Raw genomic sequence first — 14,537 nt, 5'->3', positions numbered from 1 at the left:
CCCCATTCTACGAGAGAAGCCTGGCCGGCTCAAGCCGGTCGCACCGCTTCGCCGAGGCGGCCGCCGAAGCGGGGCAGCCCGGCGAGTTTCCCTACGGGCTTCCGAAAGTTTGACGGCGGAGCACCGCCTGTGTACGATGCGACCTGATGTTCCGCGTTTGGAAGGTCTGGATCGTCCTGCTCGTTCTGCTGGGTCTCGCCGGTGGGTTCGTCCTGTGGCGCCAGCGCCAGCCGCTCGTCGCGGTCAACCTCGACCCTGCCTTCACCGCCCTCGGCCACCCCAAGCGCACCGTGACCATGCGGCTGCGGGCCCCGGCCGGCGGCCTCCGCTCCGTCGAGGCGCGAGTGATTCAGGGGGGGACGGCGCGCGTGGTCCTGACCGAAGCGTTCGCGTCGCCGGCACCGCGAGAGGCCGACCGGCCCCTCAACCTGGAAGCGGCCGCCCTCGGTCTCAAGGAGGGTGACGCCGAGCTCCAGGTCTTCGCGCGCGACACCGTGTGGCGCCTCCGCCAGGACCCGGGCCCGCGGCTCACCCACCGCTTCGCTGTCGATCTGACCCCGCCGACGCTCGAGCTCCGGTCGGCGACGGGCTATATCAAGCACGCAGGCGCCGGGATCGCCGTCTACCGCGTGGCGGGCGCGAGCCGCTCGGGCGTCCAGGTCGGAGCCGCCTTCTTTCCCGGGGTCGCCGGCCTCACCCAGGACCCGGCGGTGCACGTCGCACTGTTCACGATCCCCTACCACGGCGCCCAGACGCCACCGAGCCTCTTCGCCGAGGACGAGGCGGGCAATCAGCGTCTGATCGGGGTGCCGGTGACCTTCCTCCCGGTGCGCTTCCCGAAGGACACGATCCGCCTGACCGAGGCGTTCCTCCAGCGCAAGGTGCCCGAGCTCGCCCCCCAGACGCCCGGCACGGCGACGGGCGAGCAGCTCCTCCAGGCGTTCCTCACGGTAAACCGGGACGGTCGAAAGGCCGCCGAGGCGAAGATCCGCGAGCTTTCCCAGACCGGGAGCGCTCCGAAGCCCCTGTGGCAGGGCGTGTTCCGCCAGCAGCCCAACACCAAGGTGTTCGCGAACTTCCCGGAGGAGCGCACTTACCTCGCCGACGGGCGGACGGTGGACACCCAGTGGCACCTGGGGATCGACCTCGCTTCGCGCAAGCAGAGTCCCGTAGACGCCTCGAACGCGGGACGCGTCGTGTTCACGGGATTCAACGGAATCTACGGCAACATGGTCGTGCTGGACCACGGCCTGGGCCTCTTCACGCTCTACGGGCATCTTTCCGAGATCGCCGTGAAGGCGGGCCAGACGGTCGCCAAGGGCGAGGCGCTCGGGCGGAGCGGAGAGACCGGGCTAGCCGGCGGCGATCACCTGCACTTCGCGATGCTGATTCACGGCGTGTACACGTCGCCGCTCGAGTGGTGGGACGAGCACTGGATCCGGGATCGGATCGCCAAGCCGCTCGCCGACGCCGGCATCGCCGTCGCCGGTGTCACCGACGGGGCGCTCGCCCCGGCGCCGGCGGCCGCCTCCACCCCGGCGGCGCCCCGAAGCGGCCGGCGCGCCCGCGCTCGCTGACCGCGCGCCCGGGCCACGCGCGAGACGATGGCCGGGGGTCCCACCATCACCACGGCGCCGCCGCGCGCCTCTCGAGAATCACCGCCGCCACGGTGCCCGCGACGGCGATCAGCACCGCCAGCACCATCAGGATGCGCAGCGTGAGCCCGGCCGGTCGGCGGGCGCGGCGGAGCCCGAGCCAGATGAGGCTGGCGCCGTACGCGAGCAAGCCGCCGGCCAGCGCCAGGTATGCCAGCCGGAGCGAGGCCACAGCCCCCATTCTAGCAATGTGCGGCAAGAGCCTGCCGTGGGAGTGCCATCCGCGCGGTCCCGGACCATCCACCCTCGCGTGTGTGTGGGCCGCGGCATCCCCGCACGGGTCTTCTACTCCAACAGCTCCGTCACCGGCACGCCAAGGGCCTTCGCGAGGCGCTGGAGCACGCCCAGCGTCGGGTCGTGCTTCCCTGCCTCAAGCTTGTTTACGTACTCACGGGTGACCCTAGCCTTCTTGGCCAGCGCCTCTTGGCTCAGGTGCTTCTCCTCGCGGAGCCTTTTCAACCTCATCCCTAGTTGCCTCGGTGTCGGTGTCATAGTGAAGTATTGTTCACTTGGTGTCAAGCCCCCCGCGTGGGACCCGCTCCGCCTCCGCCAGGCTCGCCTGGACCGCCGCCAGGAGCCGCCGGAGCTCGGCCTCCCAAACCTGCCGGGTCCGCTCCAGTAGCGTGCCGCACGCCCCGCAGCATGGTATCCCGGACCCCGCCTGCGGCGTACCACGAACCATGAGCCCCATCCTCGACATACAGACACCACCCGAGCATCTCCGTCGAGTACGTACCGCCCCCGTTGGGCTGAACTTCGAGCCTGGGTGAGGGGGAAGACACGGAGTCAGCCCTCGCGGAAGCCGTAGGCCGGGCACTCTTGACAGCCCGCCACCGGACCGCCTACAGTCCCGACATCCGGGGCCGGGCCGTTCTCCACGATTCCCAGCGTCAGGGACTTGAGCCGGTGCCCTGACGCCCCGGCCCGCTGCCCGGAAGCCAACGACCATGACCACCGACCAGTACGCCGTCAGCGCCTCGCTCGTCATGACCGGCTGCGGCCCGCACGCCTGGGTCGACGCGCGGTGCCTCAGCTTCCTCGCCGCGGCCGGCACGCGCGCCGGCTCGGCGATCGTGGACGCCACGACGGGACGGATCGACGTCTTCGATGCCAAGGGGCGGCCGATGGCCGTGTGGTGGATCGATCTATCGGCGGTGCCTGCGGGAGCGCCCGATGGATGACCTCGAGCTGCGCCGCCGGGCGCGTCTCATCTACGTGATCCGGTCCGGAGCCGGGGATCTTCTCCATCCTCCGCCGCTGGGTCGATTCGTAGACCGGTCTCGGCCTCATCGACAGCGGCATGGCGCGCCAAAGGTACGACCTCCAGCTCCCCCGCTACGGCGACGAGGGCTGGCGGGCCACGTTCTACGCGGCCGGTCGGGCGCATTCGATTACGGGGGCCGTGGGCTCAGCCTAGGAGCGGACACCCTGGCAGGCGGTATGGGCATGCCGGCCGACATGTGGGTGAAAAGAGCTTCGGACCGCCGTGTGCTCCTGCTCTGTCGGCTCGTAAGCCGCCGGAACGCCGAGTCATCGGTTGGGCTTCATACCGGCGAGTGACAGAATGCGGCCTCGGAACGGCCCACTGAGCTTTATTTGGTTTCACTTACCATTCGTCCTCCTCGTCGGGATCTTCCCGATCGGCGTTCTGTCGGCCCTTTGGCTCTCCGGACAACGCGAGCAGGTGGCCGAGCGGTTTCGTCTCCAGCAGGCGGCGACTGTCGAGACCCTGGCGGCGATCGTCCAGGCCCTGGGTGCGGACCGCGTCCAGGTCCTCGAAGGGCTTGCCCGCCGAATCGAACAGGAGCGACTCTGCCTTCAGCCAGGCCTCTTGCAGCAGAAGCTCGAAGAGGCGCGCCCAATCTCCGGCGCGCTCGCAGTCTTTGTCCTGGACCCGGCCGGTCGCGCCATGGCCTTCAGTCCCGCCATCGACGAGGCCAGCGGCCAGTCGACGGTGGGGCGGAACTATGCGGACCGGCCGCCCTTTCAGGACGTGCTTGCGCGGCATGCGCCCGCCGTGTCGCCACTGCTCATCAGTCGTCGTACCAGGCACCCGGTGCTCACCTTGATGACGCCGGTCCGCGACGGCGATCAGGTGGTATGCGTGGCGGCCATGGGGATTCAACTCAAGACGATCACCGAGGCGCTTCGCGGGTACGAGCCCCGTCACTTGGGGCGCATCTTTCTGCTCGATCGACAGGAGCATGGATTCCGTGTCAACTCAGGCGAGACGGATCCCGTCCTCGAGGACTGGCATGGTTCACCTCTCACCGGTCTGGGGCAGTCCGGCCACGACGCACGGCTGGTGACGGTGAACGGCCAACAACGGATCGTGAGTTGGGGAGCGATCCCTGCTCTCGGCATGACGATTGGCATCGAAGCGGCTTCGGCTGACGTCCTGGCCGGCGGCCGGTATGTCGTCGTGCGCGGAATTCTCATCGCCGGGCTCCTGGCCGTCGCGCTGAGCGTGGGGACGGCCTTCGTCGGAGGACGGCTCGCGCAGGGGCAACTCGACACGCTCCGGCACTATTTGCGCCGCTTAGCCGACGCTCCGGGCATGAATCTGCCGGCGATGCCTCGGCTGCGTATCCGCGAGCTCGAGCGAATCGGTCAGAATGCTCGGGCGATGGCGGAGACGATCAAGGTGCGGCAAGAAGAGCTGGAAGTGCTCTTTGCGCTGGACCGGGCGCTAGCGCAAGGCAACCGGGTCGAGGACATCGTCCGCCTCGCGGTCGAGCATGTCCTGCCCCTGCTCGGTTTCGCCGCCGCCGCCGCGTTCCTCCTCGACCCGCGAGGCAAGACGCTCCGCCTCATCCATGCGAGGGAGCTGCCGCCGGCCGTGGAGGCGGGCATCGCCACGATCCCGGTCGGAGCAGGGGCAGCGGGGCGAGCGGTGAGCGAGCGGCGGGCGCTCGTGGTCCCGGTGCAGGCGTACCCCGGCGAGCTCATCCCGCGCGGGGCTGTCGCCATCCGAGAGGCCGGGTTTCAGAGTATTGCCTCGACCCCGATGGTGGCCCACGGCGTGGCGTTCGGGGCACTGAGCCTCCTGAGTCGGCAGCCGGTGCCATCGACGGATTCGATGCTCGCGCTCCTCACGTCGGTGGGGACACAGCTCGGCCTTGCGGTATCCCACGCCGTGGACCGCGAGCGCGTGATCGTCCACGAGCGCCTCGCTGCGCTGGGCCGGCTCGCGGCCGGAGTCGCGCATGAGTTGCGGAATCCGATGATGGTGGTCTCCGGGCGGATGCATCTCCTGCGGACGCAACTTGAGGCCACCGGCTCGCTCCAGCGGGAGCGCGCGCTCAGCCACCTGAGCCGCTTGGGCGATGCGGTGGAGCGAATGCATCGAATCGTCGAGGGCTTGTCGACCTATGGCAAGCCGCCGAAGGCGGAACCCCAATGGCTCGAGGTGGGGCCCTTGCTCGCGGCCATCCACGAACTCGTTGCATACGCGGCTCGCAAGGCCGGCGTGACGGTAGCCGCGGAGGTCGGGCCGGACCTTCCGCCCGTGCGAGCCGATCGAAGTCAGCTCATGCAGATCCTCCTCAACCTCGCGACGAACGCGATCGAGGCGATGGGGGAGGCCGGCGGGCAACTCGTGCTCCGGGCACGGGTTGACGACGACCATCGTGAGAATGCCGCCCGATCCGTCATCGTGGAGGTGTCGGACACAGGTCCCGGAATTCCCCCCGATGCGCTCGAGACGATCTGGGAACCGTTCTACACCACCAAGCCCGAGGGGACGGGTCTCGGCCTCTCCATCGTCCGGTCGCTGGTCGCCGAGCAGCCCGGGGCCGGGATCACGGTGCACAGCGAGCCCGGCCAGGGCACGACGTTCCGGCTCACGATGCCACCGGCACCACCGTCTGGACACCCGATGCCCTGAGAACTGGAAAAGGGACGGGGCGCCCACCTCGCGCGTATCGTAGGACCCATGCCGCCCTCCACACCTCCACACCTGAAAAAGGGAGACAAGAAGGCCGCCTTCCCCACCGCGTACCGCCAGTGCGGCAACATCATGAGGGCAGCGCTCACCGGCTGATGGTCCGCGCCCCGGACTCCTTTGACCAAAGTCTCGCCACGCGGAGCCCGGCCAGACGAGGCCGACCCGTGCTCCGCGGCTCTCTCCATGCCTCACCGGGCCCGACGCGATCCTAGAGGCGGGAAGTCGCTCTAATACGTCGCCCCAGGGCAAGATTCCGGACGGCCTCAGGGCTCAGCGGACGGCCCGGCCGTCGGCGCTTCGCTCGGATCACCCCGGCGACCTGCTCGAGGGCCTCGGGCGGGAAGACGGCGCGCACTTCGCGGTCGCCCGTCTGGTGCCGGCGGACGCCGGGGATCGCCCAGAGCGTCCCGTGGAGCCGCGGGCGGTCGGTGAAGGCCGCCAGGTCCCGGCCGTCGTGGTATTCGAGCTGCCCGAGCCGGCCCGGCATGATCGGGAAGCCCTCCGCGTCCGCGATCACCCGGAAGCGACACGGCCGGGCCAGTCGTCGGAGGTGCTGGAACGCCGTGGCCTGTTCGTTAGTCATCTCACCCTCGGTGCGCGCCGCCAGCCCACCCGGGGCGGTTGGACCGTGATTGGCGACTCAAGGTGCGCCCTGGGGCCCCCGCCCACGCGCGTGCCCCCCGGGGGGTCGTGCCCAGTGCCCCCGGGGGAGAGGCCATGCTGGTTGCGCGGGGGTTGCGTGTCGCGCCGCGTTTTGCCGCGGTCTGCAACCTCGTGGGTCGCATCATGGCGACACGTTGATGGGGCCCGGTGAACTACAAGTACTGACGGCCCAGCCGCCCCAATAGAGCGGTCAGGCTTTCACCGCGATCGGCCCAAAACTGGCCAGGACGCGGCGGGCGGCGGCCGGGCCAGCGACGGAAATGCCCACGAAAAGCGGCCTGCATGAGTGGGCCGCTGCGTGGCATGGGAGGTGCTAGGCCTGAGCGGCAAATGGAGCCGCCGGTCGCGCGCCTCGTGATCGTCCGCCGCGGCGCTCCGGAGCTGTTTCAGGTGCTCCGGGCCCGCTACGCGGATGACCCTACCACCGCAGTGATCTGGGACCGTCGCATCATCGAAGATCGGCGACGGACGGTTCGGAAAGTGTCCGTCGAGCGCCGGCGTGGGCCACGCCGGTTCTCCGTCGACTCGACGGCTATCCTGAACACGCGCGGATTCTTCGTCGCGCGTGCGGTGCGGGCTCCCGTCCCCGCGTCCTCGCTCGACTGACAGATGAACGGTGAGGTCTCGATGCCCTCCCTGGCCGACTCCTCGGGCCAACGGCGTCGCGGCAACGTTCCGGCCGGGAGCCTGTTCGGGCAGTGGCCGCGTGGTACGAGCACTTCCCGAGGGCCACGACGCCGCGGCAAGGGTCCACGGCTCGACCACCTCGTCGTGCTCGTGCTCGAGGATCACCCGGACATCCGCGACCTGCTACGCCGGATGCTGGAGGGTCTCGGCGCTCGTGTTCGGGTCGCGGAAGACGGACTGGCCGGGCTGCGGGCCCTTCAGCGGGTGAAGCCCGATGCCATCGTGGCGGACTTGCTCATGCCGCGGATGGATGGAGTGGCCTTTGCCCGGCGAGTTCGACGTAATCCACGGTGGGCGAACGTCCCCATTCTCGCCGCCACCGCCCTCGGCGACGACGCCCATTACCTCGAGACGTGGGCCTCGGGATTCGACGCCCACCTCACGAAGCCGATTGAGCAAGAGGTGCTCGCCAGGGCCCTCCAGGCCGCCGTTCGCCGCCGGCGAGGCTGAGATCGGGCGCGCACGATGGGCACCGGGCGCTGACCTCGCGCGACCGGCATCCGCCTGAGCGCGCGTCACGCCGGTGAAGCGGTCCTGCGTCGCGCCCAGGGGTCAGGATGCCGGTCAGAAATGGATCGCTGGTCAGCGCCTCGTCAGCCGGATTCGCCGGCTTCCGCCTGGGCTCGAACATAACTCCCGGTAAGATCGTCGATCTGCGGCCCGGGCACTCCTAGCATCGATCTTGCATGGGCGAGGACTGTCTCTCCGTCCGGCGATGGCCTGGTTGGGACTTCGGCCCGCGCCGGGGCTTGGGTCCAGGACACTTCTAGACCTGTCTGGCACACATGGACAGCGACGTGCGGCCGGCTCGAATCGATCGGGGCGGGGGACAGCGAGCGTCTCCGCTACCGCGCGCCGGCGGCGGTCCCTCTGTGACGCGGCGACCGCCGGTGGCCGCGGCACTGACGGGATCCGCCGTGCCCGGTGAGCCCAAGCCGATGCTCCTTCTCGTCGACGATGCACAGGACTGGCGGGAAGCCATGGGCATCCTCCTGGCGGACGCGGGCTTCGACGTTCGAGAGGCCGCCACCGGCGCCGAGGCGCTCCGCTGGGCCGCTGAGCAGCAGCCCGCGCTGATCGTCCTCGACGTCCGCCTGCCCGACACGGACGGCGTCGAGGTCTGTCATCACTTGAAGGGCGATCCGGCGACTCGCGCGATTCCGGTGCTGCTCCTCTCGGGGGTCTTTCGCGAGGTCGGCGACCGCGTGCGGGCGCTGGATGCGGGGGCCGACGGGTATCTGACGAAGCCGGTGGACACCACCGAACTGGTCGCGACCGTCAACGCCCTCTTGCGGCTCCGACGAGCGGAGGCGGACCTCCGGGCGAGCGAGGCGCGCCGCCAAGCGGCCGAGGCCCTCGCCGAAGTCGGCCGCCTCCTCGCCCAGTCCCTCGACCCGAGTGAGGTCGGCCGGTGTATCGTCGAGCGGGTCCTCGAGGTGTATGGAGCCGAGATGGCGGTCCTCTACCGGCGCGCCGCCGACACTCGAGACCTCATGGCCATGGCCGTCGCGGGAGATTCGAGCGCGGTCAGGGTCGGGGTGGTCCTCGAAGAGGGCACCGGGGTGGCCGGCCTGGCCGCGGCCGAAGGTCGCCCGGCGGCCACCACCGATGTTCTGTCCGACCCGCGGGTCCGGCTCACGCCCGACTTGCGGGTGCGCGCCGAGGCCACCCCTTATCGCGCGGTCCTCGCGGTGCCGCTCCTGGTCCGGGACCGCGTGATCGGGGCGCTGGCCATCGGCGACCGCCTGGGCCGCGCGTTCAGTGCCGAGGAGATCCGATTCGCGCAGGCCTTTGCGGACCAGGCAGCCCTGGCACTGGAGAACGCGCGGCTCTACGACGAAGCTCAGCGGCAGCTCGCCCAGACCAACACCCTCTTGGCCGTCAGCCAGGCCCTCGGCTCCACCCTGGAGCTCACTGAGATCGTCCGGCGTGCGACCCGCCAGATGGTGCGCGTCCTGGGAGCCGACGTGGGCGGAGCGTGGGGTTTCAGCCCGGGCGCCGACCAGCTCATTCCGCTGGCAGGCTATCACGTTCCGCCCGCCGTCCTGGCGGCCATCGGCCCGGCGACCCTGTCGGGACCCCTCGTGGAACACGCGAAACGGCTGGAGGGCGCCGTCTATGCGAGCGAGAGCCAAGGTGACCCCCGGCTCGACCACGCATGGGCCCGGCTGTTGCCGCACAAGTCCCTGCTCGTTCTTCCGATGCGCGCGCGGGAACGCGTCATCGGCGGGTTCGGCATCGCCTGGCTGCGCGAGTCGCATGCGTTTACCTCCGAGGAGCTTCAGCTCGTCGAGGCCATCGCCCGCCAGGCGGCGGTGGCCATCGAAAATGCCCGGCTCGTTCAGGATGTGAAGACCCGGCAGTCGCGCCTCGAAGCGCTCCTGGAGCTCAGCCGCGAACTTTCCCGACTGCAGCCGGCCGAGTCCCTCCTGGGCAAGATCGCCGAAGCGTGCGGGCGGTTGCTCCAGGCCGATGCGGTGGGATTCCGACTCCGGGAGGGGGACGCCCTGGTCGTCACCGGGACCTGGGGGAGCGAAGACGACCCCACGCCGTGGCAACCGCTCAAGATCGGTGAGAGCGTGAGCGGCTGGGTGGCGGCCGCCGGGGAACCCCTCGTGGTGGGGCACCCCTTCAGTGATTGGCGCTTGATCCCCGGACATCGGGAGACCCTCCAGCGTCTCGGATACCGGGCCATCCTCGCCGTTCCGGTGAAGCTCGCCGAGCGCGTGATCGGGGTGCTCAGCATCCGGACGAAGCGCGCAGACGGCTTCACGGCCGAGGATCAGGCCATCGCCACCGCCTTCTCCTCCCAGGCCGCGGTGGCGCTCGACAACCTTCGACTCTACCGGGAAGTCAGAGACGACATCGCCGCGCACCAGCGGGCCGAAGAGGCGCTGCGGGACAGCGAGGAACGGTTCCGCGGTGCCTTCGAACACTCGGGCACCGGCATGGCGCTGCAGACCCTCGACGGGCGCTACCTGCGGGTCAACCGTGCGCTGTGCGCATTGCTCGGCTACTCGGAGCGCGAGCTCTTGGCCGCCCGCTTCGACACGGTGACGCATCCCGACGAGGTTGCCCTGGATCACGAACACGACCGCCGGATGCTGGCCGGCGAGGTCGACTCCTACCAGCGGGAGAAGCGGTACCTCCACAAGTCGGGACGCCTCGTCTGGGTGCTGGCCAGCGTGTCGCTCGTGCGGGGGGCGACCGGAGCTCCCAGCTATTTCATCGTCCAGGCGCAGGATACGACCGAACGGCACCACGCGGAGGAAGAGCTCGCGCGACAACGCGAGGCGCGCTATCAGGCCGAGAAGCTGGCCGCCATGGGCTCACTGCTGGCAGGCGTCGCCCACGAGCTGAACAATCCCCTCGCGGTCGTCATGGGCCAGGCCACCATGCTCCGGCAAGCGGCGGCCGGCGGGCCGCTCGAGACCCGGGCCCAGAGGATCGTGAAGGCGGCCGATCGGTGCGCGCGTATCGTCCGCAACTTCCTGGCCCTGGCGCGCCAGCGCAAGCCCGAGCAGCGGGAGGTGCGACTCAACGAGGTCGTGGAGGAGGCGGTGGAGCTTCTCGCCTACCCGCTGCGGGTGGACGAGGTCAGCGTGACCCTGGACCTCGACGCCGAGCTTCCGGTGCTCCAGGCGGATCCCCAGCAGCTCCACCAGCTGGTCGTCAACCTCGTCTCGAACGCCCTCCAGGCCTTGCGCGAGGTGAGCACCCCGCGCCAGCTCCGGTGCACGACGCGCCACGACCGAGCCCGGGGACGTATCTTCATCGAGGTCGCGGACAATGGACCGGGCGTCCTCCCGGAGAACCAGGCCCGCGTCTTCGAGCCCTTCTTCACGACCAAGCCGATCGGGCAAGGCACGGGTCTGGGCCTCTCCCTCTGCCGAGGGATCGTCGAGGGACATGGCGGCTCGATTCGGCTGGAGAGCGCACCAGGCGAGGGGACGGTGTTCCGGATCGAGCTTCCGATCACGCCGCCCGAACCCCCGAAGGTCCCCGAACGCAGCGCGGCGGTGCGGACGACACCCCGGACGATCCTCGTCATCGATGACGAGCCGGACTTTCTCGAGCTGATGATCGAGGTCCTGTCGAACGACGGCCATCAGATCGACACGACCTCCAGCGGGCTCATGGCGCTCGAGAAGCTTCAAGAGCGGAGCTACGACGTCATCCTGAGTGACATCCGGATGCCGGGACTGGACGGGCCTGGCCTCTTCAGAGCCCTGGAGCGCCGCCAGCCGGAGCTCTGTCGCCGCATGATCTTCCTGACCGGCGACACCGTCAATTCCGAGACCCAGGAGTTTCTCCAGAAGACCGGGGCGATGATGCTGGCCAAGCCGTGCGCCCCGTCGGATCTGCGCCGAGCGATTCAGCTGGTCGGCGAGATGATCACCCTGGCGAGCTGGCGGCGCGAGAACCGAGGCCCGTAGGGTCGAGGGACAACCCCCCGGGGGCCGCGATGCCTGGAGCGCAAGTGCTCGTTCTCGACGACGATGAGGCCGTGCGGGAGACGTTCGTCGACGCGCTGGAACGTGCGGGGTACAGTGTCGTCGGCCTGGCGGCGGGTGTCGAGGCGCTGAGTCGCCTCGAGGAGATCGGCCCCGATCTCATTGTCCTGGACATGGCGATGCCGGAGATGGATGGATTCGAGTTCCTAGCCCGTCTTCGGGCGAGCTCCGCGCGGAGAGATGTACCCGTTCTGATCGTCTCCGCGCTCGGGGAGCATCTCCGGGACTCCATCGACGCCCCGGGGGCGGCGTCGCTCCGGATCGCCGGGATCCTGCCCAAGACGACATCTCTGGACACGCTCCTCGACCACGTCGCGGCCGTCATCGCGCGGCCGCGGCCGTAGAGGCTCCGACAGTCCTTCCCGTTCGCGATTGGCCCCCGCCCATCGTCTCGGCGCCCGCATTCCGTGCTACGATCCGGCTGCCATGAATCGACGCGATCCGGTCGCGGAGGCTCGGCCCGCACTGTGCCCGGTGCCGCATTCCACGGGGGTTCTGCGTCAATGCTGACCAGGAGGTGAGCGCGATGCCGGAGAAGACATACAAGCTGATCGAGCTGGTCGGAGTGTCGGACCGCGGCGTGGATCAAGCGGTGAAGAACGCCATCGCCCGGGCGACGAAGACCGTGCGCAATCTCGACTGGTTCGAGGTGACCGAGATCCGCGGCGTCATCGAGAGCAACAAGGTGACCCGGTTCCAGGTCACACTGAAGGTGGGCTTCCGGATTCTCGACGACAAGGAGCTCGGGAAAGACTAGCCGTGTGTCGGAGTAATCAGCCGCCGATGACCCCATCACGGAATGCGTCGACTAGCGTCCGAGCGTCGGCTTTGCCGCCGCCACGACGGGGGGGCATCGGGGGGGTCCTCCGAGACCCCCCCGACATGCCGTAGCCGCGGCCCCCGTGCCGCCCGCAATCGACCTCTCGGACCTCGCGGTCGTGGATGGCCACTGTCATCCATTCTTCGTCGATCCCTGGAGGGTCGCGCCGGATCGATTTGCCAACCTCTTCAGCGAAGGGCGGCCGGGAGCCATGGCCGCCCACATCCCCCACGTCGCCTACTACCGCCGCGCGCTCCGAGGGCTCGCGGAGGGCCTGGGCGTCGAGCCCACGGTGGAGGCGGTGCTGGCGCGCCGACCGGTCGGCGGTCGCCAGGCGGCCCGGCGGCTCTGGGCCGAGCAGCGCATCACGGCCCTCCTGGTCGACACGGGCTATCCCGCCGAGGCGATGTCGCTCGTCGAGATGAGGGAGCTCCTGCCGTGTCGGGTCCACGAGGTCTTCCGGATCGAGACCTGCGCCGAGGCGCTCCTGGCCCGGGCCCTCCCGTGGGAAGAATTCCGGGAGGCGTTCCGGAGCGAGCTCCGGGCGGCGGCCACGCGGTGCGTGGCGTTGAAGACGATCGTCGCCTACCGCTCGGGGCTCGCGCTTCGGGACTGGGCCGAGGCCGACGTGGCCGAGAGCTATCGGCGCGTGAGCGCGCGGGTCCGAGGCGGCGGGTCACGGCGCCTGACCGAGAAGCCGCTCCTGGATACCCTGGTCGCCGAGGCACTGGAGGTGGCGCGGTCGACGGGACGTCCCCTCCAGCTCCACACGGGCTTCGGCGACCCGGACATCGACCTGATCCAGGCGAACCCGCTGCTGCTCCGCCCGATCCTCGAGGACCCCCGATGGGCGAGCGTGCGGCTGGTGCTGCTGCACCTGGCCTACCCCTACGCCCGTGAGGTCGCCTTCATGGCGGCGGTGTGGCCCCAGGTCCACGTGGACCTGTCGCTGGCCCTCCCCTTCCTCGGGGCCGGCAGCGTCTCCCCGCTCATCGAGACGCTGGCCCTGGCGCCGGCCAGCAAGCTGCTCTACGGCTCCGACGTGAGCGGGATTCCCGAGCTCTTTCCGCTGGTGGCCGCCTGGGCGCGGGAGGCCCTGGGCGAGGCGCTGGGCTGGCTCGTCGAGCGAGGCCAGCTCCGCGCCGACGAGGCGCGCGACGCGGGCCGCCGCATCCTGGCCGGGAACGCGCTGGCGCTGTACGGTCTGCCGGCCGCCGGCCCACTCGAGGGGGGCACGGCCGCCGCGTGAGGCGGTCGGGCCATCGGCGGCGTGTGGTTACTCCGGCACGCGCCGAGACCCTGGGGCATACTAGGGGCTGGACCGCCATGCCCTGGGACCCTAGCATCGAGCCGCTCCTGGCCCGCTACCCGGCCCTCCGGGCCGTGGGGAACACGCCGCTGGTGCCGGTCGACGTCTTCGGCGACGAGCTCCCCGACGTCGAGGTATGGGCGAAGCTCGAGTCGCTCAACCCGGGAGGCTCGCTCAAGGACCGCCCGGTGGTCCGCATGCTGCTGGGGGCGCTGGCCGACGGCCGCCTCAAGCCCGGGCTGACCGTTCTCGACAGCTCGTCCGGCAACGCGGGCATCGCCTACGCGATGGTCGGCCGGATCCTCGGCCTGTCGGTCGAGATCGTGATCCCGAACAACGCCAGCCTGGAGCGCAAGAAGCGGCTGCAGGCGCACGGCGCCCGGCTCATCTTCACCGACGCGATTCAGGGCTACGACGAAGCGCTCCGGGAAGTCCGCCGGCGGTACGAGGCCGACCCCGGCCGGTACTTCTTCTGCGACCAGTACGGCAACCCCGACAACTGGCGCGCGCACTACGAGACGACAGCCGAGGAAATCCTCGCCCAGACCTCGGGCCGCCTGACCCACCTCGTCCTCGGGGTCGGGACCGGCGGCACCGTGACGGGCGTGGGGCGCCGCCTCAAGGAGCACGATCCGGCGATCCGCCTGGTCTGCGTCATCCCGGACGCCTTTCCCGGCATCGAGGGCCTCAAGCCGCTCGGGCATCCCGAGGACATCATCCCGGCGATCCTGGACGAGCGCGTCATCGACGAGCGGATCCCCGTCACCAGCGACGAGACCTACGCCATGTGCGCGCGCCTGGCGCGGGCCGGCTTCTTCGTCGGGCAGTCCTCGGGCGCCTACATGGTGGGCGTGGAGCGCGTCGCTCGTCGCGAGCGGCGGGGCCGCTTCGTGACGGTGTTCAACGACATCGGGGAGCGCTACTTCTCGACTCGCCTGTGGGA

14 protein-coding genes are annotated in these 14,537 nt (G+C 70.0%); 10 read left to right on the top strand and 4 right to left on the bottom strand.

The annotated features are described in order from the left end of the window. Positions 1-146: 146 nt before the first annotated feature. Positions 147-1,577: a M23 family metallopeptidase gene (locus tag VGW35_16235; protein HEV8309209.1), complete on the top strand. Its 1,431-nt coding sequence runs from the start codon at positions 147-149 to the stop codon at positions 1,575-1,577. 46 nt (positions 1,578-1,623) lie between these two features. Here VGW35_16235 and VGW35_16230 read toward each other — a convergent pair whose 3' ends face one another. After that, positions 1,624-1,827: a hypothetical protein gene (locus tag VGW35_16230; GenBank protein ID HEV8309208.1), complete on the bottom strand. Its 204-nt coding sequence runs from the start codon at positions 1,825-1,827 to the stop codon at positions 1,624-1,626. Positions 1,828-1,940: 113 nt separating this feature from the next. Then, positions 1,941-2,120, bottom strand: coding sequence for a helix-turn-helix transcriptional regulator (locus VGW35_16225; protein HEV8309207.1), 180 nt, complete (start codon positions 2,118-2,120; stop codon positions 1,941-1,943). Between the two features lie 482 nt (positions 2,121-2,602). Here VGW35_16225 and VGW35_16220 point away from each other — a divergent pair, with 482 nt between their 5' ends. After that, on the top strand, positions 2,603-2,836 hold the full coding sequence (locus VGW35_16220; protein ID HEV8309206.1) for a hypothetical protein: 234 nt from the start codon (positions 2,603-2,605) through the stop codon (positions 2,834-2,836). A 425-nt stretch (positions 2,837-3,261) separates the two neighbouring features. Here VGW35_16220 and VGW35_16215 read toward each other — a convergent pair whose 3' ends face one another. Continuing rightward, positions 3,262-3,861, bottom strand: coding sequence for a hypothetical protein (locus VGW35_16215; GenBank protein ID HEV8309205.1), 600 nt, complete (start codon positions 3,859-3,861; stop codon positions 3,262-3,264). 156 nt (positions 3,862-4,017) lie between these two features. Between VGW35_16215 and VGW35_16210 the strand changes: the two genes are divergently transcribed. Beyond that, positions 4,018-5,541, top strand: a complete 1,524-nt coding sequence (locus VGW35_16210; GenBank protein HEV8309204.1) for an ATP-binding protein — start codon at positions 4,018-4,020, stop codon at positions 5,539-5,541. 268 nt (positions 5,542-5,809) lie between these two features. Here the strand turns inward: VGW35_16210 and VGW35_16205 are convergent, their stop codons facing one another. Next, positions 5,810-6,184 carry a hypothetical protein gene (locus tag VGW35_16205; protein HEV8309203.1) on the bottom strand — a complete coding sequence of 125 codons (375 nt, stop codon included), beginning with the start codon at positions 6,182-6,184 and terminating at the stop codon, positions 5,810-5,812. Positions 6,185-6,594: 410 nt separating this feature from the next. Between VGW35_16205 and VGW35_16200 the strand changes: the two genes are divergently transcribed. From VGW35_16200 to VGW35_16170, 7 genes are all read left to right on the top strand, one after another. Then, positions 6,595-6,870, top strand: coding sequence for a hypothetical protein (locus VGW35_16200; protein ID HEV8309202.1), 276 nt, complete (start codon positions 6,595-6,597; stop codon positions 6,868-6,870). Positions 6,871-7,035: 165 nt separating this feature from the next. Beyond that, positions 7,036-7,401 carry a response regulator gene (locus tag VGW35_16195; GenBank protein ID HEV8309201.1) on the top strand — a complete coding sequence of 122 codons (366 nt, stop codon included), beginning with the start codon at positions 7,036-7,038 and terminating at the stop codon, positions 7,399-7,401. 440 nt (positions 7,402-7,841) lie between these two features. After that, positions 7,842-11,387, top strand: coding sequence for a response regulator (locus VGW35_16190; protein ID HEV8309200.1), 3,546 nt, complete (start codon positions 7,842-7,844; stop codon positions 11,385-11,387). Positions 11,388-11,431: 44 nt separating this feature from the next. Further along, on the top strand, positions 11,432-11,809 hold the full coding sequence (locus VGW35_16185) for a response regulator (protein ID HEV8309199.1): 378 nt from the start codon (positions 11,432-11,434) through the stop codon (positions 11,807-11,809). A 182-nt stretch (positions 11,810-11,991) separates the two neighbouring features. Continuing rightward, positions 11,992-12,222 (top strand): dodecin, encoded by a 231-nt coding sequence (locus VGW35_16180; GenBank protein ID HEV8309198.1) that lies wholly within the window; start codon positions 11,992-11,994, stop codon positions 12,220-12,222. A 145-nt stretch (positions 12,223-12,367) separates the two neighbouring features. Beyond that, positions 12,368-13,534, top strand: a complete 1,167-nt coding sequence (locus VGW35_16175) for an amidohydrolase family protein (GenBank protein HEV8309197.1) — start codon at positions 12,368-12,370, stop codon at positions 13,532-13,534. 77 nt (positions 13,535-13,611) lie between these two features. Further along, positions 13,612-14,537, top strand: a 926-nt coding sequence (locus VGW35_16170; GenBank protein ID HEV8309196.1) for a PLP-dependent cysteine synthase family protein, incomplete at its 3' end; no start/stop codon positions are given.

The organism is Candidatus Methylomirabilota bacterium (assembly GCA_036005065.1).
Lineage (GTDB): Bacteria > Methylomirabilota > Methylomirabilia > Rokubacteriales > DASRDR01 > DASYQW01.
The sequence above is the reverse complement of the archived record's forward strand: the minus strand, read 5'-3'. Positions and strand labels throughout refer to the sequence as shown.